This window comes from Geothrix rubra (assembly GCF_030268065.1).
Taxonomy (GTDB): Bacteria; Acidobacteriota; Holophagae; order Holophagales; family Holophagaceae; genus Geothrix; species Geothrix rubra.
The window spans coordinates 598268-621756 of sequence record NZ_BSDD01000001.1; the positions used below are offsets into that span (position 1 = coordinate 598268).

Genomic DNA, 23489 nt, shown 5'->3' on the forward strand with positions numbered 1-23489 from the left:
CAGTCCGTGCTACTCCTTGAGCATGCGGGATCGCGAGATCGTCGAGCGCGTCCGGGACGCGACGGACCTGCTGGCCCTGGTGGGCCAGGCGGTGAAGCTCCGGAAGCAGGGTTCCGCCTTCGTGGGCCTCTGCCCCTTCCACGCGGAGCGCAGTCCCAGCTTCCAGGTGGTACCCGCCCGGGGCTTCTACCACTGCTTCGGTTGCGGCAAGCACGGCGACGCCTTCGCCTGGCTCATGGACCGGGAGGGGCTCAGCTTTCCCGAGGCCCTGGACCAGCTGGCCCGGGCCGCGGGCATCGACCTCCCCCAGCGCCGGGAGCGGCCCGCCAGCGAGGTGGATCTGGAAGACCGCCTGCGATCCGCCCTGGACGCGGCCCAGGCCTTCTACGAGCGCGAGCTCGCCCGCCATGAGGGGGCCCGCGCCTACCTTCGGGAGCGGGGCTACGGCGACGGCTTCATCGCCGAGGCCGGGTTCGGCGTGGCGCCCGACGCCTGGGATGCCCTCGTGACCCACCTGCGCGGCCTGGGCTTCTCCGGGGATCTCCTGGAACAGGCGGGGCTGGCCGGTCGGAGCGAGCGGGGCACACCCATCGATTTCCTCCGCAACCGCCTCACCATCCCCATCCACGACGCCCGGGGCCGCCTGGTGGCCTTCGGCGGCCGGATCATGGGCCAGGGCCAGCCCAAGTACCTGAACACGCGGGACACCCCCCTGTTCCACAAGGGGGAGAGCCTTTTCGGCTTCCACCGGGCCAAGGGCACACTGAAGGAAGGCGCTCTGGTGGTGGAGGGCTACTTCGATGTCCTGCAGCTCCACCAGAACGGCATCCACCAGGCCGTGGCCCCGCTGGGCACGGCCCTCACGGAGGACCACCTCAAGCAGATGGGGCGCTTCACCCGCCGCGTCATCCTCTGCTTCGACGGGGATGCTGCGGGCCGACGGGCCATGGAGAAGGGCCTGCGGATGGCCCTGCCCCTGGGCTTCGAGGTGCGATTGCTGGAGCTGCCGCAGGGCGAGGATCCGGACACCTGGTGCCTCAAGCTGGGCGGCGATGCCTTCCGGGACCTCCTGCGGACCGCGCCGGACTGGACAGCCTTCATGATCGACCGGGCCCTGGAGGGCAAGGACCTGCGGCGGATCACGGATCGCATGGGCGCCTTCAAGGACCTGCTGGACTTCCTGCCCTTCCTGCCCCGCACCCCGGAGACCCGGGAGCTGTTCGCCAGCCTGGCCCACCAGCTCCAGCTCCCCCTCCAGGAACTCGATCGCGCCGTGGGCGCCCGGAGGCAGGCACCCGCCCCCTCGCCCGCCGCGGCCGCTCCCCCCCTGCTCCAGCTGGACGAGCTGATCCGTGCGCTGGTCCTGCTCTGCAGAGAGGGACAGTGGCGCCGGATCCAGGAGATCCCGCCGGCCTGGTGGGAGGCCCTGCCCGGCGCGCCGGTCCTGCAGGCCCTCCTCGATGCGGAGGGGGACCCCGCCCAGCTGCCGGCGGAGGCCCTGGCGGCCGTGCGCCGGGCCGAAGCCCAGTCCAGCCGCCAGGAGGACGGGGAGGGCCGGGATCCGGAGGCCCTGATGACGCGCCTGGAGGCGGACTACGTGGACCGGGAGATCCAGGCCAACAACCGGCTGCTCCAGGATCCCCGCACCCTGTCCGACCGGGGAGTGACCGACCGCCTCATGGGCCGGCAGAAGGATCTTCTCATCCGCAAGAAGGAGCTCGCCCAGCGGCGTCGGCTGCGGCGCTGAGCGGCCGGCGGCGCGGTCCTCCAGGCCTCACGCAAACCCAGCCCTTGCCGGAATTCCCGGACCCCCTATACTGGAAAGTTCCGGGTCGGTCCGTACATTGGCCGGACTCTGCTCTCTCCTCGGCCACCGGTCCCTTCCGGTCCGCCCGCCTGCCGCGCTCTTTGAGGTCCGAATGGTTCTGACGCCACTCCGCGAAGACTACTACGATCTGACCAAAGCTCTCATCTCCCTCGGAAGGAAACACGGATACCTGCTGGTCGACCAGCTCAACGATTTCCTCCCACCCTCCGCCTCCAGCCCCAACGACCTCGAGCAGGTCATCGGGTTGTTCGCCCGCCTGGGCGTCGGCGTGGGCGCCACCGAGGAGGAGGCCATCCTGGCCCGGGAGGCCATCGAGCCGGAATTCGTGGCGGTGGAGCCGAACGCGAAGCTGGACAAGGATCTCGAGGTCGAGATCGACAGCCCGGACAGCGACAAGTTCAATGATCCCGTCCGCATGTATCTCAAGGAGATGGGCACCGTCCCCCTCCTCAAGCGCGAGGACGAGGTCGAGATCGCCAAGCGCATCGAGGTCGGCGTCCGCAGCGTGATGCGGGCCCTCTCCCGCTCCCGCCTGGCCGCCAGCCTCCTCATCGACATCGGCCGGATGCTCAAGGAGAACCCCGGCAAGATCCGCGAGGTCGTGGGCCTCTCCGACGAGGTGGACGAGGACGAGGATGCCGAGAGCACCTCGGCCACCCAGCACGTGCACCACCAGTTCGAGAAGCTGCTGGTGTACGACCAGGCCCTCCAGGAGCTCCTGGACGTCAAGCGCCAGGTGGACGCCGGCACCAAGACCCTGCCCAAGAAGCGGAAGCTGGACCGGGAGATCCTCCAGGCCCGGGCCCGGCTCTCCCGGCAGATCCGCAAGCTGGGCCTCAACAGCCTGGCCGTCACCCGCCTCATCGACCGGATCACCCACCAGCACAGCCAGGTCATGGCCGGCGAGCGGAAGTGCCGCGAGCTGCGGGACCGCCTGAAGAACCCCGCCTTCGCCAAGCTGAAGGACCGCTACAAGCAGGAACTCGAGCACATCGAGAAGACCCTCGAGGAGTTCTTCATCAAGTACGAGACCACCAGCGAGGTCTTCCACAAGGACTTCAACGGGCTCAAGGGCGCCGAGAGCATCAGCCGCGCCGCCAAGGCTGAGCTGATCGAGGCCAACCTGCGCCTCGTGGTGTCCATCGCCAAGCGCTACACCAACCGCGGCCTGCAGTTCCTGGACCTGATCCAGGAGGGCAACATCGGGCTGATGAAGGCCGTGGACAAGTTCGAGTACAGCCGCGGCTTCAAGTTCTCCACCTACGCCACCTGGTGGATCCGGCAGGCCATCACCCGCGCCATCGCGGACCAGGCCCGCACCATCCGCATCCCGGTGCACATGATCGAGACCATCAACAAGCTCATCCGCACCCAGCGCGAGCTGGTCCAGAAGCTGGGCCGCGAGCCCTCCTCCGAGGAGATCGCCCATGCCATGGACATGCCCGTGGGCAAGGTCCGGAAGGTGATGAAGATCGCCCAGGAGCCCATCTCCCTCGAAACGCCCATTGGCGAGGAGGAGGACTCCCACCTGGGGGATTTCATCGAGGACAAGACCGTCGTCTCCCCCGTGGAGCAGGTGGTCCAGCAGCGCCTCAAGGAGACCGTCCGCAACGTCCTCAACACCCTCAGCGAGCGGGAGGAGAAGGTGCTCCGCATGCGGTTCGGCGTGGGCGACGACGGTTCCGAGCACACGCTGGAGGAGGTCGGCAGCGAGTTCGCCGTCACCCGCGAGCGCATCCGCCAGATCGAGTCCAAGGCGCTGAGAAAAATTCGCCACCCGCGCTACTCCAAGACGCTCAAAGCCTTCCTCGGCTGAGCACGGTTCCTCCTGTTTCCAAAGGGCCCTCCGGGGCCCTTTGGCTTCCATCCCCGCCCACCCGCGGTAGCCTGGATCTCCCGTGACCGACGCCAAGGATCCCTACGCCCCCCTGCGGAACCGCCTCTTCCTGGCGATCTGGATCGCGGCCATGGCCTCGAACGTGGGCACCTGGATCCAGAGCGTGGGCGAGAAGTGGCTCATGGGCGAGCTCACGCGCTCACCGCTGCTGATGAGCCTCATCGAGACGGGCTCCACCCTGCCCATGCTGGCCCTCTCGATGCCCGGGGGCGCCATCGCGGACATCGTGGACCGGCGGAGGCTCCTGCTGGGGACCCAGGCCTGGATGCTGATCGTGGCGGCGGCCATGGCCGTCCTCTCGGCCCTGCACCTGGTCACCCCGGGCCTCCTCATCGGCATGTCCCTGCTGCTGGGCGTGGGCGGCGCCCTGAACGCCCCGGCCTGGCAGGCCTCGGTGCCGGACCTGGTGCCCCGCGACCAGATCCCGGCCGGCGTGGCCCTGAACAGTGCCGGCTTCAATGTGAGCCGCGCCGTGGGCCCTGCCCTGGGCGGGCTCATCGTGGGCGCCTTCGGCGCCACCTGGGCCTTCGCCCTCAACGCCGTGTCCTTCATCGGCGTGGTGGTGGTCCTCAAGGCCTGGAAGCGGCAGCCGGTCACCACGGACCTGCCGGCGGAGCGCTTCAGCGCGGCCATGAAGGTGGGCCTGCGCTACACCCGCCACCGCCGGGTGCTGCAGGTGATCCTGCTCCGCAGCGGCGGCTTCGTCTTCTTCGGGGGGACCATCTTCGCCCTGCTGCCCACCCTGGCCATCCACCGGCTGAACCTGGGCTCCGTGGCCTTCGGCCTTCTCCTGGGCTGCATCGGGGCCGGCGCCGTGGGGGCCACCTTCAGCCTGCCCCGCATCCGGGATCGCTTCGGGGCCAATACCCTCCTGGCCGCCTTCACCACCCTGTTCGCCGGAGGCCTGCTGGTGCTGGCCTTCGTGCAGCACACCCTGCCCGTGGCCCTGGCCCTGCTGGTCTGCGGCATGGGCTGGCTCTCCGTCCTCAGCACCTACAACACCGGCGTGCAGCTCTCCGTGCCCTCCTGGGTGCGGGCCCGGGCCCTGGGGGTCTACATCACCGTCTGGGGCGGCGCCATGGCCAGCGGTGCGGCCTTCTGGGGCTGGGTGGGCGAGCGCTGGGGCCTCCATGTGGCCTTCGCCGGCGCGGCCTCCGGGATGCTGGCGGTCCTGGCCGCCACGGCCCATCTGCGGATCCAGGCCCTCCACGAGCCCCTGGACCTGACTCCCCATCGGCTCCAGCCCCACTCGCCGGAATCCATCCACCCGGACGAGGGACCCATCATGACGGTGCTGGAATACATCGTCCCCCAGGAGCGCAAGGCCGACTTCCAGGCGGCCATGCGGGAGGTCCGCCGCATCCGCATCCGGGACGGGGCTGTCCGCTGGTCCCTCTTCCAGGATCTCGCCCGGCCGGAGCCCGCCTCCTGCCGCTTCGTGGAGAGCTTCCTCAGCTCCAGCTGGGGCGAGCACCTTCGCCAGCACCACCGCGCCACCGTGGAGGACCGGGTGGCCATCCGGCAGGCCTACGCCCTGACTGCGGACGGCAAGCCGCGGATCCGCCACCTGATCGCCGCCTGGGACGAACCCGTCTCGATCCTGGACCGCATCCTGGATTAGGGCCTGTCTTCAAATTGGATGTGAGCCGCGACGCCGGCCAGCCGCGGCCATGGCAGATATCTGTACGTCTCGCGTATCGCCGGAGGCGATACCGAGAGGGCGCCGACCGCAGGGCGATGCGGGACATCGTTCAAGGTCGGCAACGCCGCCAGGGGTACGGCTGGCCACGTCCCGAAGGGCAAGGGGCGGCGCCCGGCGCGATGCTGCGTCAAGCTCCTTGCCGATAGTGCCGCTATCGCCTTCGTCGCTTTCCTGGCCTCGCTTGGGCGGCGCCCCTTGCGCGGCCGCACCCCAATTTGAAGACAGGCCCTAGCTGGGATCTCTGGAGCCCGGGCCGGATTCCGGTCATGCTGGGTGCATCGCTGCGGAGTCATTCCCCGTGCTGTCGAAGGACCAGACGCTGGGCAAGTACCAGATCCTGGACCGCCTCGGATCGGGCGGTTTCGGGGCCGTGTACCTCGCCATGGACACCTGGGTGAACCGCAAGGTCGCCCTGAAGGTGCCCCACCAGCAGCAGGACGAGATCGTGGACCTGCTGAAGGAGCCCCGCATCATGGCGGGCCTCAAGCACCCGAACATCGTCGAGCTCATCACCGTCGAGCGGAAGAACGGCATCTTCTTCATGGTCCTCGAATACGTCGAGGGCGAGAGCCTGGACCGGATGATCCGCCGGGAGCGCAGCCTCGCGCCCACGCGGGCCCTGGAGATCGGGATCGACGTCTGCAGCGCCATCGCCTTCGCGCACGGCCACCAGATCCTGCACCGCGACCTGCGGCCCGCCAACATCCTCGTGAACCGCGAGGGCGTGGCGAAGGTCACGGACTTCGGCACCTCGCGGGTGCTGGAAATGCAGCACGTGCCCTACGCGCCCACCCGCATCGGCTCGCCCCCCTACATGGCGCCCGAGCACTTCAGGGGCCGGGCGGTCTTCCAGTCCGATCTGTGGTCCCTGGGCATCACCCTCTACGAGATGCTCACCGGCACCGTGCCCTTCTATGACGCCGACCCCCTGAAGATCGCCCAGGCCCTCACCAGCCAGGAGATCACGCCGCCCCACCAGCGCAATCCCATCGTGCCCAAGGCCTTCTCCGAGGTGGTGATGAAGGCCCTCGCCGTGAACCTGGGCGAACGCTACCTATCGGCCCAGGCCTTCCTGGAGGCCCTGCGGCGGCTCAAGGACAACGTGGCGCGGGAGACCCGGCCCCTCGGCACGGCCATCCTCTCCACGTCCACCTCCGGCCCGCACCCCACCCTCCGTTCGGCCTCCACCCAGGGCCGGCTCTGCCCCTTCTGCTACTGCCCCCTGCCCCGCATGGCCACGAGGTGCCCCCGGTGCAGTGAGAAGATTCCCGACCGATGACCTGGTCCTCAGCCAAGGAAGCGGTCAAGCGCACCTGGGGCCGCCGCTGGGTCCGCCGGATCACCTACACCCTCGTGGGCGGCACCGCGGTGGTGACCACGAGCACCTGGGTGCTGGATCGCCCCTTCGTCTACCAGTGGCTCGTCGGCCGGGCGGATGTGGCCCTGCGGAAGGAGACGGGACTCTCGCTGTCCGTCGGCCAGGTCGAGTTCCACCCCCTGCTGGGCACCCTGACCCTCCGGGACATCGCCGTGGGCGGCGACCTCCTCCACGTGAGCCGCCTGGACCTGCAGGCGGATCCCGGGTCCCTGTTCGGCAGCCGGCCGCGGATCTTCTCCCTGCGCCTGGACCACCCCCACCTCCGCCTCACCGAGGCGAACCTCGCCCAGATCCACCTCCGCGAGCGCGCCCCCCGGAAGGGGCCGCTGCCCCAGGTCACCCTGGACCTCCTCGCCCTCACGAGCGGGGAGGTGGAGATCCCGGAACCCTTGCGCGGCCTTCCGGCCACCCGCTTCCGCTTCGAGGTGAAGGGCACGGGCATCGGCCCCAACCGCCTGCACCTCGCCTTCACCGCCCCCCAGCTGATCGTGAAGGGGCCCGAGGGCTGGGAGAAGGGGCGCATCGACTTCAAGGGCGAGGTCTCCGAACCCGTGCTGCTGCTCCACGAGGGCTACCTCCGCCTGGGGGACAGCCAGTTGCGGCTCACCGGCCGCTTCGACCCGCGCAATCCGCAGAAGCCCGAACGCCTGGAGGCGCGGATCTCCGGCGTGGTGGGTCTGGTCCAGGCCCTTCGTTGGGCCGGGGCCGGCCCCCGTCCGCCCCTCGAAGGCAGCCTCGACCTGACGGCCGCGGTCCGTGGCACGTTGGCCCACCCCCACTGGACCTTCTCGGCCGACGGCCAGGACCTCCGTCCGGCCGAGACGGCCATCGAGCCCGGGAACCTGGAGGTCCGCGCCCAGGGCACCCTCGACCAGGCCCGACTGGACCGGTTCCGATGGTTCTCGCCCCAGGGATCGGTCACGGCGGAAGGCACCTGGGCTGCCCATCGCCAGGCCCGCCTTCGCGTCCAGGGCGAGGCGATCAGCCTGGATGCCCTCGGCCGTGCGGCCCGGGTGCCCGAGCTTCAGGGCGTCCGGACCACCCTTGAAGCCGAGATCCAGGGCCCGGCCGATCCCGCGGCCCTCGCCCACCTGGACCGCTGGGAAGGCTCGGCGCACCTCGCCCTGAGCCAGAACGGGCGGGACGCCGGCGGACTCAGCGCCAACCTGGGGCAGGGTCTGGCCCAGGTCCAGGACCTGAACCTCGACCTGGAGACCCTGAAGATCCAGGGCTCGGCCCGCGCCCAGTTCGGCCCGAAGAACCTCCTGGATCTCCAGGGCCAGGGCGCAGTCCAGGTGGATGCGGCCCAGGTGGCCCGCGCCCTCACGGCCTGGAAGGTGGTGGACCTGGACATGGGCGGCCGCACCCAGGCGCGGGCCCAGGTCCGGTGGAGCGCGGCCAAGGGGCTGGAGCTGGACGGCGATGTGGATGTGGGCGCCCCCCGATGGCACGGCGCCACGGCGGATCAGCTCAAGGCCCAGGTGGAGATCCGTCGCAGCGACCTCCGGGTGCATGACATCCAGGTGGAAAAGGGCGGAGGCCGAGGCGACGGGGACCTCTGGCTCACCTGGGGACGGGTGCCCAAGGGGCAGCCGCAGCTGGACATGTGCTACACCGCCTCCCGCCTGCCCGTGGCCGAAGGGCTGCGGGCCGCCGACGTGAAGGACGAAGACGGCAAGGACCTTCCCCTCACCGGCATCGGCAGCGGGTGGGTGCGCCTCCACGGCTCCTTCGACCACATCCTCATGGAGGGCCAGGCGCAGGTCGAATCCGGCGAGGCCTACGGCATCCGCATTCCGGCGGCCTCCTCGGACTTCGACATGGACCTGGACACCCTCCGGCTCCGGCTGGGGGATGTGCGCGTGGCGGAGCGGCCGGACCTCCTCGGTGAACCGGGATCAGATCCCGAAGGGGCCCTGGCCCTCACCGGCAAGGCGGACATGGACATTCCGGGCTGGACCTGGCGCGTGGACCTCTCCGGCCGCATGGATTCCCAGCTGCTGGGCCTTCCGGGACCCCACCTGCAGTCCCAGGTGAAGGCCCGGCTGCTGGGGCCCATCACCAGTCCCTTCGGTCCCCTGGACCTGCCCGAAGGGGACCTCGCCTTCAGCCGCGGGCGCATCTTCCTCTTCGGCCGCAGCGTGGAGGGCCTGGAAGGGGACCTGCGTCTCGAGCGGGGCCGGTTCCAGTCCCGGCTGGGCACGGAGGGCATGGCCCGGCCGCTGCTGACCCTGCAGGCGCAGACCCGTGGCACCGGCCTGACCGGCGCCCTCGGACTGCGGGTGGCCCAGGACACCGCCCACACCGCCTCCATCGCCAGCAGCCTGACGGAGGACCTGCTGGAGGACCTCCAGGCGGAACTGGACGCCACCGGGACCTGGAGCCCTGCACTCGGCCTCCGCTGGTCCGGGCATGTGACGCGCCTGGAAGGACTCTTCAATGCCTTCGAGCTCCACCAGAGCGGCCCTTCGGACCTCCGGGGGGATGCCACCGGGGCCAACCTGGACCTGACCCTCCAGGGCGGGGAGCGCGGTGCGACCGGGCCCCGGGGACCGGCTGCGGACATCCACCTCTCCGGCCGGGCCCCCTTCACCACCACCGCCCCCCTGGCCCTGCAGGCGAAGGGGTCTGCCGACCTCGCCCACCTCAAGGCCATCCTGGATCGGGTCATGGAGGTGGACGAATACAGCCTGCTGTCCGACCTCAAGGTGAACGGCGGGAGCCGGTTCGACCTCCTCCTCCACGGCACCTACGAGGACCCCCTCCTGGACGGCTACCTCCGCCTGGAGCAGGGCCAGATGCGCCTCCAGGGCTACCAGGGCATGGAGGATCTCAATGCGGAATTCATCCTGAAGGACCGGACCCTCTCCATCCCGGAGGACCACCCCCTGACCGGTACCCTGGCCCACGGCCAGCTCCGTGCCACGGGTGGGCTCTCCTGGAAGCCCGGGGGGGTGGATCGGTACGGGTTCCAGGCCTCCCTGGCCACTTTCCAGCTGCGGGACCTCCCGGATGGCCTGGACCTCCAGGGCACCCTGAACGCCACCCTCAACGGGGACGAGGATGGGGGCATGCTCCAGGGACGCCTGCGGGCAGACCATTTGAGCTACCAGACGGAAGTGAAGCTATCAGACCTGATCCTTCGCAGTGCCCTGAGCGACAGCGGCGGCCTCACCGGCCTGGACCCCGACGATCCCCTCGACCGCATCGGCCTGGACCTGGACCTGGACCTGCGCAACCCCTGGAGCTTCGACACCAACCTCCTGAAGCTGGAGGGCAAGACCGAGGGCCGCTTCCGGGTGCAGGGCACCCTGGCCCACCCGATCCCCAACGGCACCCTGGTGTTCATACCCGGTGGGCGCGTCACCAACATCTTCCCGGCCGGGGACATGGTGGTGGACCGGGGCTCCCTGGTCTTCAAGGGGGAGTCCGACCGCATCGACCCCATCATCAGCCTGCGGGGCAGCGTCACCTCCATCCCCGGCTACACGGTGAACCTGGACGTCCACGGCACCCTCAGCAACCTGAGCATCGTGCCCAGTTCGACCCCCACCCTGCGGCAGGACGAGATCGTGGCCATCCTCATCAACCCGGGAAACGTGGCCAACGTGGGCACCGGGGCCAGCACCAGCGCCCAGGGGGCCCTCTCCTCCGGACTCGCCAGCGCCAGCGCGGGCCTGCTGTCCACCCTGGCCTTCGCCCCCTTCCAGGACCAGCTGCGCCGCACCCTGGGCCTGGACCGGGTGAATGTGGCCGTCCGCTCCAGCTCTCTGGGCACCACCGAGACGGATGTCACGCTGGGCAAGAGCATCAACCTCTTCGGTCAGCGGAGCGCCTTCGTGGTCTCCCATCAGAAGAGCGCCGAGCAGACCCAGACTTCCGGCCAGATCGAGTGGCGGTTCGGCGGCGTCATCCTCCAGCTGGGTGTCAGCCAGACCGGCCAGTCCGGCCTGAACCCCTCCGGAGAGATCCGTCACACCTGGAGCCCCCGGTAGGCGGCCAAGGCCGCCGGGGACGGTAGGCTGGAGGTCGGAGGCGGAATCGCATGATCACCGTGAAGTGCTTCGCCCGGTACCGAGCCCTGCTGGGCTTCAGCGACCTGGAACTGCCCACGCCGGCCACCCTCGGGGAGCTGCTGGCGGATCCCCGGTTCGCCACCCTGCCCAAGGATGCCCTGCTGGCCGTGAACCAGAGCTTCGCGGACCGTACCACCCCGCTGAAGGATGGCGACGAGGTGGCCCTCATGCCGCCGGTTTCGGGCGGGTGATCAGCCTTCCCGCCGGATCTCCAGCACCTCGCCGCCGCTCATCCGGAGCAGCTCCTGGAAGGCGGGTTCCTGGCGGAGGCGGTCCTCCGGACGCTCGGCGGCCGCTGCGGCGGCGGGTCCGGGTGCCCCATCGAACTGGATGTCCACCTCCCTGAGGCCGGGCAGCACGGCGGCCAGGGCGGAGAGCAGGTGGGGGTTGGCCCGCTCCCGCTCCAGGTCCTGGAGGGTCTGGCGGACGTTGCCGGGAAAGCGGAACCGCAGCACCGGGGGCTCCCAGCGGAGGTCCGCGGCCATCTGGGGCGCGCTGCCCAGGGTCCTGGGCAGGCCCGGGGCCTGGCGCAGGGCCTCGCTGCAGGCGTGGCGGAGGCCCTCGGGGGTGGCCGGATCGGGCGCGGGCGTCTTTGGCCTCGAGGCCGGTTGCGGGACCGGCCTGGCTGGCCCCTCAGGCGCCCGCGCGGCCTGGGGGGCCCTGGAAGGGACCGGAGGCGACGCGGGCGGTGGCGCGGCGGACCGCGGGGGCGCCGCGGGGGCGCCGGACACCAGGGCGTCCAGGGGTGCGAGATGGGGCAGCTGGGCGGCCGTCACGAGGGCGAGCTCCACCACCACCCGGGGCAGGCTGCTGTCCCGCAGGTCCCGTTCGCGGCCCAGCAGCAGGTTCAGCATGCGGGCCCAGCGGAGGAGCTCCTGCGGACCCCGGCCCGAGCGGGCCTCCTGCTCCAGGCGGTCCCGGAAGGCCAGCACCAGCTCGCGCCAGAAGGTGGCCCAGTCGGCCCCCTGCTCCGCCAGCTCCCGGCAGGCCTCCACCAGGGCCGCCGTGTCCCCGATGGCCAGGGCCGACATCACGCCCTGCACCAGGTGGGCGCTCACGATGCCGAGCTGCTCCCGGACGGCCTCCTCCTGCACCCGTCCGTCGCCGGCGGCGATGACGCGGTCGAGGATGGTGAGGGCATCGCGCATGGAGCCCTGCCCGGCCTCGGCCACCAGCCGGAGGCTCTCGCCTTCGAAGGCGACGCCCTCCTGCTCGCAGACGTGCTTGAGGCGGCCTTCGATGAGGCCCACCGGGATGAGGCGGAAGGGGAAGATCTGGACGCGGCTCTTGATGGTGTCCGGGACATCCTGCAGTTCGGTCGTGGCCAGCACGAAGATGGCGTGGGGCGGCGGCTCCTCGATGACCTTCAGCAGCGCGTTGAAGGCCTCGGTGCTGAGCATGTGCACTTCGTCGATGATGTAGACGCGGTAGCGGCAGAAGGCGGGCCGGGTCTGGACCTGCTCCCGCAGCGCCCGCGCATCGGCCACGGAGGCCCGGCTGGCCGCATCGATCTCGACGATGTCGAGGCTGCTGTCCGGCTGTTCGGCGGCGCGGCAGGGATCGCAGACCCCGCACGGGGTGGCCGTGGGCCCCTCGGCGCAGTTCAGGGCCCGGGCCAGGATGCGGGCCGTGCTGGTCTTGCCCGTGCCCCGCACGCCGGCGAAGAGGTAGGCCTGGTGGATGCGGCCGCTCTCCTTGGCCCGCCTCAGCGCGTTGGCCAGGGCCTTCACGCTGCCCTCCTGCCCCACGAGGTCCGAGAGCAGGCGGGGCCGGTACTTGAGCGCGAGGGTGGTCATGGGGATCCAGTCTCCCACAAGGCCGAGGAGGCCGTCAGGCCCCAACTCGGCCTCCCGGGGATCCCTGGATTGGGATAGTCTGCCCCCATCCCGAAGGACATCCGATGGGTGGGGCGTCCCAGACCGAGCACAGCGCGTGCGGGGTCGGCTTCATCGCCAGCCGGACGGGCCAGGCCTGCCACGGGATCCTGGCGGACGCCCTCCAGGCCCTGCGTTGCGTGGAGCACCGCGGGGGCTGCGCGGCCGACCAGGTCTCCAGCGATGGCGCGGGCGTGATGACCGACATCCCCTTCGGGCTGCTGGGCCGCCAGGCGGGCGAAGTGGCCGTGGGCAGCCTCTTCGGTCCGCGCGATCCCGCCCGGTTCGCCCGGGCCATGGAGGTCTTCGCCACCACCTTCGGGTTCTTCGACCTGGCGCTCCTGGGCGAGCGCGAGGTCCCCTGCGAACCCACCGTGCTCGGGGAGGAGGCCCGGGCCTCCCTGCCCACCCTGCGGCAGGTCCTCCTGCGCCGGCCCGCCCATTGCCGCACGGACGCCTCCTTCGACAAGCTGCTCTACAACGCCAAGCAGGTCCTCCGCACGAAGCTCCGGGAGCAGGGCCTCGGCGGGGAATTCTTCTTCGCCTCCCTGTCGCCGCGGACGATCGTCTACAAGGCCCTGACCAGGGCCGCCGACCTCGACCGCTTCTACCCGGACCTCCGGGATCCGCGCTACACCACCCGCTTCGCCCTCATCCACCGCCGCTTCAGCACCAACACCCGCACCACCTGGGACCGGGCCCAGCCTTTCCGGCTCATCGCCCACAACGGCGAGATCAACACGATCGCCGCCAACCGCTCCCGGGCCGTCTCCCGGGAGATGTCCATCGGCCTCAAGGCCGACCAGCTCGTGACGCACGGCCCCATCAGCGATTCCGGCAGCCTGAACGAGATGGCCGAGGCCCTGCTCCACCGCAGCAGCATCCCCCACATGGAGGACATCCTCGCCATCATGATGCCGCCGGCGGAGGGCCAGACGGACTTCTACACCTTCTGGAGCCGGGCCATGGAGCCCTGGGACGGCCCGGCCATCGTGATGTACTCCGACGGGAACACCGTGGGGGCGAGGCTCGACCGAAACGGGTTCCGGCCGGCCCGGTGGGTCCTCACGGACGACCGGTTCGTCCTCGCGTCGGAGGCGGGGGCCTTTCCCGTGGACGAGGCCGCCGTCCGCCGCAAGGGCATCATCCCTGCGGGCACCGGCGTGAACCTGGACCTGGCCACGGGCCGGATGCACTTCCGCGACGCCAGCCAGTCCCGGGAGAACCGGGACGCGGCCTTCGACGCCCGGACCACGCCGATCGGCAGCCTGCCGGAGGACGGGGCGCCGGAGGGACCGGTCAGCGCCTTCCGCAAGACCCTCTTCACCTGCTCCCGGGAGGAGCTGGAGAAGGTGCTCTACCCCATGATCGCCACCGGCAGAGAGGCCATCGGGTCCATGGGCGACACGGCCCGGCCCAACGTCTTCTCCTCGGAACCGCGCCCCTTCTTCGACTACTTCTACCAGCACTTCGCCCAGGTCACGAACCCGCCCCTCGACTACCTCCGCGAGGGCAACATCACCGACCTGCGCGTGTTCCTGGGCCGCGCGCCGAACATCTTCTTCCCCAAGGACCTGGTGCCCCTGAACGAGGCCATCGAGTTGCCGCGGCCCATCCTCGACCTGGGGCAGATGCGCTTCCTCCGGCGGATGCAGGGGCTGCATCGCTCCGAGTCCCACATCGTCCCCCGGACCTTTCCCATGGTCTTCCGGCGGGCGGAGGGCCTGGCGGGCTTCCACGCGGCGGTGGAACGGCTGGCCGCCGAGGTCCGCGCCGCCGTGGAGGGCGGCACCAGCATCGTCATCCTCAGCGACGGGGACGCCAGCGTGGAGCGGCCGCCCATCCCGGGCCTCATCGCCCTGCGGGCCGTGGTCCATGCCCTGAACGAGTCGGGGCTCCGCCTGAACGCCAGCCTCGTGATGCACACCGCCGAGGCCCGGACCTCCCATCACCTCGCCGCCCTCATCAGCTTCGGGGCCGCGGCGGTCTGCCCCTACCTGGCCCTGGAGATCGCCCGCCGGGATGATCCGCCCGCCTTCGCCGGCCTGCCACCAGATCAGCGCGAGCGGAACCTCGTGGCGGCCCTGGAATCCGGGCTCCTGAAGATCATGGCCAAGTGCGGCATCTCCGTGGTGCAGAGCTACGTGAGCTCCAAGCTCTTCACGGCCATCGGCCTGGGCCCCGAGCTGATGGAGACCTTCTTCCCGGGCCATGCCAGCCCCCTCGGCGGCATCGGCTACGAGGAACTGGCGGGCGACATCCTCCTCAAGACCGGATTGGCCGCCCAGTCCGGGTTCCGGGACCGCCTCCTCCACACCCACCAGTTCCGCGAATCCGGGAAGCCCGATGAGGGCGAGCGCCACAGCATGACCTCCGCCCGGGCCCGGCGGGTGCACCGCCTGGTGGCCCTGGATCCCGACACGGCAGAGGCCTCTGCGGCCTACGCCGACTATCTCGCATCCCTGGAGGCCGACGAGCCCATCCACGCCCGCCACCTCCTGGCCCTGCGGGAGGCCCCGGTGCCCCTGCCCCTGGACCAGGTGGAGCCCCGGGAGGGCATCCTGGCCCGATTCGGTGCGGGCGCCATGTCCTTCGGGGCCGTGAGCGCCGAGAGCCAGCGGGACCTCATCCTGGCCATGGAGGCCGTGGGCGGGCGCAGCAACAGCGGCGAGGGGGGCGAGAATCCCTTCTACTGGACCGACGGCATCACGGCCAGCACCAAGCAGGTGGCCTCCGCCCGCTTCGGCGTCACGGCGGAGTACCTGATCTCGGGCCAGGAGATCCAGATCAAGGTGGCCCAGGGCGCCAAGCCCGGGGAAGGCGGCCAGCTCATGCGGGTGAAGGTGGACGCCTCCATCGCCCGGGCCCGCTGCTCGCTCCCCGGCGTGGATCTCATCTCGCCACCGCCCCTCCATGACATCTACAGCATCGAGGACCTGAAGGAGCTCATCTACGAGCTGAAGCAGGTCCATCCCGCCGCCAAGGTCAGCGTCAAGCTGGTCTCGGGCACGGGCATCGGCACCATCGCCGTGGGCGTGGCCAAGGCCGGCGCCGACATCCTCTACATCGCCGGCGGCGACGGGGGCACCGGGGCGGCCACGCTGGGCTCCATGAAGCACGCGGGCCTGCCCTGGGAGTTCGGGCTCCTGGAAGCCCACCGGGCCCTGCGCGAGAACCGCCTCCGGAGCCAGGTGGAATTGAGGGTGGACGGGGGCCTGCTCACGGGCCGGGATCTCGTCACCGCCGCCATCCTGGGAGCCGAGGGCTTCGAGTTCGGCAAGCTCCTGCTGGTGGCGGAGGGCTGCGTCATGGCCCGGATCTGCGAGAAGAACACCTGCCCTGCGGGCATCGCCACCCACGACCCCAAGTTCAAGGCCAGGTACACGGGCACCCCGGAGGCCGTGGCTCGCATGCTCATCCACCTGGCGGAGGATGTGCGGCGCCACCTCGCCCGCCTGGGCCTCGCCTCCGTCACCGACCTCATGGACCGCACCGACCTCCTGGAAGTGGCCCCGCGGCAGGCCGCCTTCGTGCGGGACCGGAAACTGGACCTGTCCGCCTTCCTGGCGGCGCCGGCCGGCCCGGGGACCGGTGAGCCTCCCGCCCCTCCTCCGGACGGCGTGGGAGACCTGAACCGCCGCGTGGTGGAAGCGGCACAGCCCTTCCTGGAGGCCGGCGGGGAGGAGACCCTGGCCTTCCCCATCACCACCCAGGACCGGGGGGTACTGGCCACCCTCTCAGGCGAGCTGGCCAGGGGGGTCCGTGAACGGCGCCGGACCGGGGCCGATCCATCGGTGCCGGGCCTCCTCCACCTCGTCTTCACCGGGAGCGCCGGACAGGGCTTCGGGGCCTTCCTCACCGAGGGGTTGCACGTGCACCTGCTGGGGGAGGCCAACGATTCGGTGGGCAAGTCCATGTCCGGCGGGACCCTCGCCCTCCGCCCGCATCCCGCCGCCACCTTCATCCCGGAGGAGAACGCGCTCCTGGGCAATGGCGCCCTCTACGGAGCCACCGGAGGACGCTTCTTCGCCCGGGGCCGCGCCGGCGACCGGTTCGCCGTGCGGAACAGCGGCGCGGAGGCGGTGGTGGAAGGCGCCGGCAACCACGCCTGCGAGTACATGACCCGGGGGGCCGTGGCCATCCTCGGTCCGGTGCTGGCCAACGCCGGGGCGGGCATGACGGGCGGCTGCCTCTTCCTGCGCCCCCTTCACGGGGCCCGGGTGAACCGGGACTACCTGGCGCCGGTCCCCTGGCGCCCGGAGGATGAGGCCCTGTTCCGCCGCCTCCTCGAAGGACACGCCGCCGAGACCGGCAGTGCCACCGCCATCGCCCTGCTGGCAGACTGGGCCGAGACCCTGGCATCCTTCACCCCCTACCTGCCGGTGGCGGTGGCCCAGGCGCGGGAAACGGCCTAACCCACGCGATCGAACAGCCCCGGCTGGCTGGGCATGGCCACCGCCGGGGGGAGGACGGGCGCGGCTTTCGCCTCCCGGATCCTCCGGCGGGCGGGAAAGGCCGCCTGGAAGGCCGTGCGGATCTCCTCCGCATAGTCGGGATCCAGCACCTTCAGCCAACCGTAATCCGCCAGCAGCTTGTAGAAGGGATCCTGGTTCAGGAGGCGCAGCCGGCCCACCCAGGCCCCGGTGGCGCCGCTGGCACGGGCCCGGCGGGCGAAGGCCTGCGGGTCGTGGACGGCCAGCAGGGGTGCCACCCCGATGGTGACGGGAATCCCGGCGGAGGCCAGCCGCTCGGCGGCGGCCCAGCGGCTGGGGATGGCCGGGGCGCGGGGCTCCACGGTCTGACGCACGGTGTCGTCATCCGTGGGGATGGACAGCCCCACCGTGAGCCGGTCCCCGAAGGCCTTCAGCAGGTCCAGGTCCTGCAGCACCAGCGGCGACCTTGTGTGGACGATGACCTCCGTGGTGGGGCACAGCAGCAGGACCTCGAGGCAGCGGCGACTGAGGCGGTACTGCCGCTCGAGGGGCTGGTAGGGGTCCGTGGCCGAGGCCATGAAGACCCGCTGCTCATGCAGCCGGTGGCGCTGGGACCACAGCAACTCCGGGGCGTTCAGCTTGGGGGCCACCCAGCCTCCCCAGTCCTCGGGCCGGTGGAGGGCGTTCGGGTACTCCCGGACGTAGCAGTAGCGGCAGCCATGGCTGCACCCGCGATAGGGGCTCAGGGCGAATCCGAAGCCATAGCGCTCATCCCGCTGGGGCCGCAGGATGGAGCGGGACTCCTCCGGCTCCACCAGAAGGTCCTTGAAGAGGGTCGGCGGGGGTTCGACGGAGGGGAGCAGCGGCGTCATGCCCCAAGTTTTCGCTTTTTGTTCGCCAAGTCAAGGGGCGGAAGGGGCCGGGCCGGTCTTCGCGATGACATTGATGCGGCCGTTCGTCTCGAGGATGGCCACCCGCACATCCGCCAGGTCGGTGAGCCCGGCCTGGCGCACGGCCGCCATGAGCTCGTGGCGGGTCATGCGCTCGGCGGCCAGCTTCCGCTCGTCCACCACGCCGTTGTGGACCAGGATCTGGGGGCTGCCCTCGAAGAAGGTCTCCAGGCGCTTGTTGCGCCAGGTGAGCCAGCCCACGAAACCGTTCACCGCCAGGAGGGTCAGGACCAGGACGAAGCCTCCTCCCACCGTGTTGTCGCCGGCATTCATGCTGTTCTGCACGGCGTTGCTCAGCACCAGCAGCAGCACCAGGTCGAAGGGGGCCAGCTGGCCCACCTGACGCTTCCCCGTGAGGCGGAGGGTGACGAGGAGGAACCCGTATACCAGCAGGGCCCGCAGCACGAACTCCCACCAGGGCTGGGCCAGCTTCCACATGGAAACCCCGACGGGCAGCCCGTCGAGGAGGGCGAGGGTCGGCATGGAGCCTCCGTCTGGCAGAGAAGGATCCCGCCTCGGGAGGCCCCGCGGCGGGAAGGCGGTCGCGAATCGGATCCGACTACTGGATCTCGACGGTGAAGGCCGCGGAGCCAAGCTCCGTGCCGTCGGCCGCCAGCACCTTCACGGTCCAGCTGCCGCCATCGCCCTGGCGGAAGGTGCGGTAGGCGTTCGTGCGGTAGGGGGAGTGCGGGACCTTCAGCTCCTGCTTGGAGCTGGTCTCGCCCTTGGAGAACACCACCGTGACGCTGTCACCGGGGTTCCACACCTTGGTCCAGGCGTAGAGCTTCGTCCCGGCGGCCACCTTGAAGTCGGTGGCCTCGCCCACGACCTCCATCTTCTCCACGGCCGTGCCCACCTTCACTTCGGCGTGGGGCCTGATCGAGGTGGCTTCGGGCGCGGGCGCGGCCTCGGCCTTGGGCTTGGGGGCGGGCGCCTGGGCGAGCAGGGCGACCGGGAGAACGAGCGGGATCAGGGAGGCGATGCGCATGGTTGGCTCCGGAAGGTTCGCGCCCATTCTCCCCCCGTCCCGCGCCGATGTCACGGGGCGAGACCGGTCAAAAAACGTGAACGTCCTCAGGCGCTCCAGGTCTCCAGCCCCTCCAGGATGTCCCGGACGCCGGGGCCGAACCGGGCATTGCTGAGCCAGTCGAGGCCCCTGGGCAGTCCCTCGAGCGCCGCCTGCACCCGGGCGCGGTGGCCCAGTTCGGGGCGCGGGATGGCCTTCTCGGCCCGTTCGTGGCGGACGGCGGAAGGGTCGCTGAGCTGGGGGATCCAGCCCTTCAGGCGGGCGAAGAGGCCCTCCCAGCGATCCAGGTCCGGTCCCTTGGGGAAGGCGCCCCCCACGAAGCTGCGGAGCTGCATGAGGCCATCCGGGGCGCTCTGGGGATCCATCCAGGAGGGCACCAGGGAACCCAGGTAGCCGCGGCCCTCGGGCGGGTGGATGAGGAAGCCGAAGCCGTCCTTGAGCTCGGGCAGCGGCGTGTGGCGGCTATGCCAGAGGTCCACCGAGGTGTAGGGGATGGCCGCCAGGGCGACGGCGCTGGCCGGTGCCAGGGAGCCCAGCAGGGCCGCGGCCTCGTAGGCCGGGAGGGCCAGCACCACCCGCTCGACCTCGCGGATCTCGCCGCCGCCGGTGACCCGCCAGCGCCCGTCCGGAAGGCGTTCGAGGGAGGAGGCGCGGATGCCCGTGCGGACCGCAGGGAGCCGGGCCGCCAGCCGGATGGGGAGCTGACCCATGCCACCCTCCGGCACCACCATGTGGCTCACACCGCCCTTGCGGACGCCGTTCACCAGGCTGCCGGTGGCCTCCCACTGCCGCAGCTTGGGGATGGCGTCCACGGAGAGCACCTCCGGCGGGGCGGCCAGGATGCCCGCCACCATGGCCGGCAGCAGCTCACTGGCCACGCCCGGGCCCAGGCGCCGGGCGATGAAGGCCGTCAGGCCCTCCTCGGGCTCGGCTGGACGGACGGAAATGAACGGCTCCAGCATCATCCGGAGCTTGGCGGAAAGGGGCATCAGGGGCGACGCGAGCAGGCCGAAGGGCGAGGCCGGGACCGGCACCAGGCGCCCGCCCTTCCCCACCCAGCGGGCGCCCTTGCCGGGGGCGTTGAAGGGCAGGTCGATGGCCTTGAAGAGCCGGTCCACGGCGGTGCCGGGCTGCCACAGCACGCCCTGGGGACCGGTCTCCAGGTGGCCGCCCTCCCAGGGCAGCGTCTTCATCCAGCCGCCCACCGTCTCCTGGGCCTCCCAGACCTCCGGCGTCTCGCCGCGACGCTGCAGGTGCCAGGCCGCCGCCAGGCCGGTGACGCCGCCGCCGAGGATCAGGGTGCTCATGGGAGGATCTCCAGGACACGCCGCGTGAGGCAGCGGATGTAGGCGGGGTGGGTGCCGGGGGTGCGCACGCGCCGGTAGGTCCGGATGCCCGCCCGGTCGGCCACGTGGCGGTACTCGATGTCCAGCTCGTGCAGGGTCTCGATGTGCTCGCTCACGAAGCTGAGGGGGACCACGATGACGTCCTTCCCCCCCATGCGCTCCAGCACGTCCTTGAGGGGCGGTTCCAGCCACTTCACGGGGCCCGTGCGGCTCTGGTAGGCCAGCAGGTAGCCGCCGGGGATGGCCCCGATCCGGGCCATCAGGGCATCGCGGGTGGCGTGGATCTCCCGCTCGTAGGGATCGCCCGCGGCGATCTGGCGCACGGGCAGGCTGTGGGCGCTGAAGATCACCGTGGCCCCGGGCAGCTCGGCCAGGGCTTCGCGCAGCGGCGCCTCCATGGCGTCCAGGTAGTCGGGGTCCGTGGCGTAGTGGTCCACGCCGGGCAGCAGCTCCAGGCCCGCCGCCGCGGCCAGCCGGGCCAGTTCCCGCAGGCTGGAGCCGGTGGTGGCCCGGCAGTCGTGGGGATAGAGGGTCACCGGCACGAGCCGGCGGATCCCGTCCCGCTTCAGGGCCCGGAGCAGGCCTTCCGTCCGGGGGGCGGCGTAGCGGAAGCAGAGCTTCACGGCCTCGTTTCGTCCCGCCGCGCGCAGGGCCGCGCGCAGGGCCGCGGCCTGGGCCGCGCTCTCCCGCAGGAGGGGGGAGCCGCCGCCGATCTGGGCGTAGCGCCCCCTGGCGCCGGGAGCCCGGAGGCGCGCGATGAGGCGGGCGAAGGGGCCCTGCAGCCATGCGGGCCCGGGCAGCCGGATCAGGTCCCGGTCCCCGAACAGCTGAGCCAGGAAGGGTTCCACCTGGTCCAGGTTCACCGGACCACCGAGGTTCAGGAGCAGGATCGCCGTGTCAGTCGTCATCGCCCTCCACCTTACGCGAGGAGGTTCCGGTTCGACGTCACAGATGACTGTCCGCTCTTCCGGAAAACCTGAACAACGTTACGACAGGGACTCCGGCCGGATGGCCTAGAATGGGGGAACCGGAGCGCCCCATGTCCCATCCTGCCGATGCCCTCGCCCCCTTCAACGGCCTGCCCGACGGCGCCCGTCTCTGGCTGATGGCCCTGGAACAGCCGACGGAGGCAGCCGCCCTCGCCCCCGAGCTGGACGCCACGCTGGCGAAGTGGCGCCACAAGGGCATGCAGTACCACGCCGCCTGGACCCTCCTCCACGGCCGGATCCTGGCCATCGCGGAACCCACCCTCGCCGAGCAGCCCTCCGGCTGCGCCATCGACGGCATGCTCCGCAGCGTCCATCGGATCGCCGAGACGGCGGGCCTGGCCCTGGCGGATCCCCAGGACGTGGTGGTGCGCCTGGACGCAGGCATCCGCATCTTCCCCCGGACCGAGCTGGAGGCCCGGCTCGGCGACGGCACCCTGGACGGGGGCACGCCGGTGCTGGACCTGGCCCTGTACACCCTGGGCGACCTGCGCCAGGGCCGCCTGGAGAAGCCTCTGGCCGCCACCTGGATCGGGCGGAAGTACAAGGTTCAGGCCCCGGCCGGAACCGGGGCCTGAAGCACGCGCAGGCAAGCTAGAAGATCGATTCGCCGGGCTTGCGGCGCCAGGCTTCCGTGCGCTTCTGGCCATCCGCCTTCGGCTTGGCCTCCTTGGCCGCAGCCAGGGTCTGGAGCAGGGAGCCGCCCAGCTGGGAGGCCACGGTCTTGGCCAGGACCGGGGCGGGCGTGCTCACCGGGCCGCTTGCGGGCACCTGCAGCGGCGAGGCGTCCTCGCTCTTGGCGGTGACCTCCCTGAGGCGCTTCTCGTACCAGGCCTTCCGCTTGGGATCCATCACGCGGGTCTTGGTGGAGGTCTTCTCCCCCTTCTTCAGGACCTTGGGACGGGCTTTCTCGCGGTCTTCCCGCAGCGTCGAGTCAGGCTTGGCGGCTTCCTCGAGGATCTTCGCCAGATTTCCAAGGCCACGCAGGTTCATCATATGAAAGGACTGCTCCAGAAAGGGGCCACGGGCCACCACTCACGAGGTTACCGGCAAAGCCTTCATTTCCGTAGTGATTTTCGGCACGAGATGCGTTTTTTTCGGTCCCCTTCCACCCAATCCCACCCCCCGCGCCGGCACCCATGCCCCGTTCCGCCCCCCTGAAGACCCGCCTGGACGACCTCTGTTCCAGGTATGACACCGCAGGAGCCCTGGACCTGGATCCCCTGTCCGTGGCGCTGGCCTACCCCGATCCCCTGGACCGGGAGGTGGCCGCCTTCGTGGCCGCGCACCTGGCCTACGGCCGGGTGGCACCCATGCTGCGGGCCGTGCGGGCGGCCCTGGCCCCCCTCGGCCCCCGGCCCGCCGCCTGGCTGCGGAAGACCCGCGAAGGCGATGCGCGGCAGTCGCTCCACCGGAACCTGGAAGATTGGACCTGGCGCTTCCACACCGGCAGGGATGTCGTGGCCTGGCTCCTCGCCTGGAAGCGCCTGGACCAGGAGAGCGGTTCGGGCCTGGAGTCCCATCTGCTGCCCGGCCCGGGCGAAGACGGGGATGCGGCCCTCTCGAGGCTCGTGCAGCGGCTGCGGCGCGAGCTTCCCGCCACCTACGGCCTCCGCTTCAGCCTGCCCGATCCCCTCGAAGGCGCCGCCTGCAAGCGCTGGCGCATGTTCCTTCGCTGGATGGCGCGGAGCGGCTGGCCCGACCTGGGGCTCTGGACCCGCTACCCCCAGGACCAGCTCGTGATCCCGCTGGACACCCACGTGGCACGGGTCTCCCGCTTCATCGGCCTGAGCGCCCGGGCCACGCCCGACGGCCGCATGGCCCGCGAGATCACCGAGGCCCTTCGCCGCCTCGATCCGGTCGATCCCCTGCGCTACGACTTCGCCCTCAGCCACCTCGGCATCCTGGGGGACTGCCCCGGCGTGCGCCGGAAGACCACCTGCGCCGCCTGCCCCCTCTATGCGATCTGCCGCGCGCGCTGATCGGAGGCGC

Annotated in this window: 16 protein-coding genes; 9 read left to right on the forward strand and 7 right to left on the reverse strand. The window is 71.0% G+C overall.

Annotated elements, in window-relative coordinates; genetic code table 11:
* Window positions 1-22 precede the first annotated feature (22 nt).
* From dnaG to QSJ33_RS02690, 6 genes are all read left to right on the forward strand, one after another.
* Window positions 23-1747 carry a DNA primase gene (gene dnaG / locus QSJ33_RS02665; RefSeq protein ID WP_285722706.1) on the forward strand — a complete coding sequence of 575 codons (1725 nt, stop codon included), beginning with the start codon at window positions 23-25 and terminating at the stop codon, window positions 1745-1747.
* A 172-nt stretch (window positions 1748-1919) separates the two neighbouring features.
* Window positions 1920-3644 carry an RNA polymerase sigma factor RpoD gene (gene rpoD, locus QSJ33_RS02670; protein ID WP_285722709.1) on the forward strand — a complete coding sequence of 575 codons (1725 nt, stop codon included), beginning with the start codon at window positions 1920-1922 and terminating at the stop codon, window positions 3642-3644.
* A gap of 82 nt (window positions 3645-3726) precedes the next feature.
* The gene (locus QSJ33_RS02675; protein ID WP_285722710.1) at window positions 3727-5346 is read left to right on the forward strand and encodes an MFS transporter; all 1620 of its coding nucleotides are present in this window, start codon (window positions 3727-3729) and stop codon (window positions 5344-5346) included.
* Window positions 5347-5725: 379 nt separating this feature from the next.
* Entirely contained in the window at window positions 5726-6706 is a 981-nt protein-coding gene (locus QSJ33_RS02680; protein WP_285722713.1) for a serine/threonine protein kinase, read from the forward strand.
* A complete protein-coding gene (locus QSJ33_RS02685) occupies window positions 6703-10800 on the forward strand; it encodes a translocation/assembly module TamB domain-containing protein (RefSeq protein WP_285722715.1) in 4098 nt (1365 codons plus the stop codon). Before QSJ33_RS02680 ends, QSJ33_RS02685 begins: the two co-directional genes overlap by 4 nt.
* 50 nt (window positions 10801-10850) lie before the next feature.
* Entirely contained in the window at window positions 10851-11072 is a 222-nt protein-coding gene (locus QSJ33_RS02690) for a MoaD/ThiS family protein (RefSeq protein ID WP_285722717.1), read from the forward strand.
* Here the strand turns inward: QSJ33_RS02690 and dnaX are convergent, their stop codons facing one another.
* The gene (dnaX, locus tag QSJ33_RS02695) at window positions 11073-12677 is read right to left on the reverse strand and encodes a DNA polymerase III subunit gamma/tau (protein ID WP_285722718.1); all 1605 of its coding nucleotides are present in this window, start codon (window positions 12675-12677) and stop codon (window positions 11073-11075) included.
* 104 nt (window positions 12678-12781) lie between these two features.
* On the opposite strand from dnaX, the gene gltB reads away from it, so the two are divergent.
* Window positions 12782-17170, forward strand: coding sequence for a glutamate synthase large subunit (gltB, locus tag QSJ33_RS02700; RefSeq protein WP_285722721.1), 4389 nt, complete (start codon window positions 12782-12784; stop codon window positions 17168-17170).
* Here gltB and QSJ33_RS02705 read toward each other — a convergent pair.
* From QSJ33_RS02705 to hemH, 5 genes are all read right to left on the reverse strand, one after another.
* Window positions 17167-18060, reverse strand: a complete 894-nt coding sequence (locus QSJ33_RS02705; protein WP_285722722.1) for an SPL family radical SAM protein — start codon at window positions 18058-18060, stop codon at window positions 17167-17169. The two genes, gltB and QSJ33_RS02705, sit on opposite strands and share 4 nt — an antisense overlap.
* Window positions 18061-18090: 30 nt before the next feature.
* A complete protein-coding gene (locus QSJ33_RS02710; protein ID WP_420801374.1) occupies window positions 18091-18576 on the reverse strand; it encodes a DUF421 domain-containing protein in 486 nt (161 codons plus the stop codon).
* Between the two features lie 121 nt (window positions 18577-18697).
* Window positions 18698-19126 (reverse strand): DUF2914 domain-containing protein, encoded by a 429-nt coding sequence (locus tag QSJ33_RS02715; protein ID WP_285722726.1) that lies wholly within the window; start codon window positions 19124-19126, stop codon window positions 18698-18700.
* A gap of 86 nt (window positions 19127-19212) precedes the next feature.
* Window positions 19213-20472, reverse strand: a complete 1260-nt coding sequence (locus tag QSJ33_RS02720; RefSeq protein WP_285722728.1) for a protoporphyrinogen/coproporphyrinogen oxidase — start codon at window positions 20470-20472, stop codon at window positions 19213-19215.
* Window positions 20469-21419, reverse strand: coding sequence for a ferrochelatase (hemH, locus tag QSJ33_RS02725; RefSeq protein ID WP_285722729.1), 951 nt, complete (start codon window positions 21417-21419; stop codon window positions 20469-20471). The genes QSJ33_RS02720 and hemH overlap by 4 nt, the downstream gene beginning before the upstream one ends.
* Window positions 21420-21550: 131 nt before the next feature.
* Here hemH and QSJ33_RS02730 point away from each other — a divergent pair, with 131 nt between their 5' ends.
* Complete coding sequence (locus QSJ33_RS02730; protein ID WP_285722730.1) at window positions 21551-22075, forward strand: hypothetical protein; 525 nt, start codon at window positions 21551-21553, stop codon at window positions 22073-22075.
* A 16-nt stretch (window positions 22076-22091) separates the two neighbouring features.
* Here the strand turns inward: QSJ33_RS02730 and QSJ33_RS02735 are convergent, their stop codons facing one another.
* Window positions 22092-22490, reverse strand: coding sequence for a hypothetical protein (locus QSJ33_RS02735; RefSeq protein ID WP_285722732.1), 399 nt, complete (start codon window positions 22488-22490; stop codon window positions 22092-22094).
* A 146-nt stretch (window positions 22491-22636) separates the two neighbouring features.
* On the opposite strand from QSJ33_RS02735, the gene QSJ33_RS02740 reads away from it, so the two are divergent.
* The gene (locus QSJ33_RS02740) at window positions 22637-23479 is read left to right on the forward strand and encodes a TIGR02757 family protein (RefSeq protein ID WP_285722734.1); all 843 of its coding nucleotides are present in this window, start codon (window positions 22637-22639) and stop codon (window positions 23477-23479) included.
* Window positions 23480-23489 lie beyond the last annotated feature (10 nt).

What these genes read in the sequence shown, in the direction of transcription:
- QSJ33_RS02710 (WP_420801374.1), bottom strand. Translation starts at nt 18,576, where the DNA reads ATGTGGAAGCTGGCCCAGCCCTGGTGGGAGTTCGTGCTGCGGGCCCTG.
- QSJ33_RS02685 (WP_285722715.1), top strand. Translation starts at nt 6,703, where the DNA reads ATGACCTGGTCCTCAGCCAAGGAAGCGGTCAAGCGCACCTGGGGCCGC.
- hemH (WP_285722729.1), bottom strand. Translation starts at nt 21,419, where the DNA reads ATGACGACTGACACGGCGATCCTGCTCCTGAACCTCGGTGGTCCGGTG.
- QSJ33_RS02705 (WP_285722722.1), bottom strand. Translation starts at nt 18,060, where the DNA reads ATGACGCCGCTGCTCCCCTCCGTCGAACCCCCGCCGACCCTCTTCAAG.
- dnaX (WP_285722718.1), bottom strand. Translation starts at nt 12,677, where the DNA reads ATGACCACCCTCGCGCTCAAGTACCGGCCCCGCCTGCTCTCGGACCTC.
- QSJ33_RS02735 (WP_285722732.1), bottom strand. Translation starts at nt 22,490, where the DNA reads ATGAACCTGCGTGGCCTTGGAAATCTGGCGAAGATCCTCGAGGAAGCC.
- rpoD (WP_285722709.1), top strand. Translation starts at nt 1,920, where the DNA reads ATGGTTCTGACGCCACTCCGCGAAGACTACTACGATCTGACCAAAGCT.
- QSJ33_RS02740 (WP_285722734.1), top strand. Translation starts at nt 22,637, where the DNA reads ATGCCCCGTTCCGCCCCCCTGAAGACCCGCCTGGACGACCTCTGTTCC.
- dnaG (WP_285722706.1), top strand. Translation starts at nt 23, where the DNA reads ATGCGGGATCGCGAGATCGTCGAGCGCGTCCGGGACGCGACGGACCTG.
- QSJ33_RS02720 (WP_285722728.1), bottom strand. Translation starts at nt 20,472, where the DNA reads ATGAGCACCCTGATCCTCGGCGGCGGCGTCACCGGCCTGGCGGCGGCC.
- QSJ33_RS02730 (WP_285722730.1), top strand. Translation starts at nt 21,551, where the DNA reads ATGTCCCATCCTGCCGATGCCCTCGCCCCCTTCAACGGCCTGCCCGAC.
- gltB (WP_285722721.1), top strand. Translation starts at nt 12,782, where the DNA reads ATGGGTGGGGCGTCCCAGACCGAGCACAGCGCGTGCGGGGTCGGCTTC.
- QSJ33_RS02690 (WP_285722717.1), top strand. Translation starts at nt 10,851, where the DNA reads ATGATCACCGTGAAGTGCTTCGCCCGGTACCGAGCCCTGCTGGGCTTC.
- QSJ33_RS02715 (WP_285722726.1), bottom strand. Translation starts at nt 19,126, where the DNA reads ATGCGCATCGCCTCCCTGATCCCGCTCGTTCTCCCGGTCGCCCTGCTC.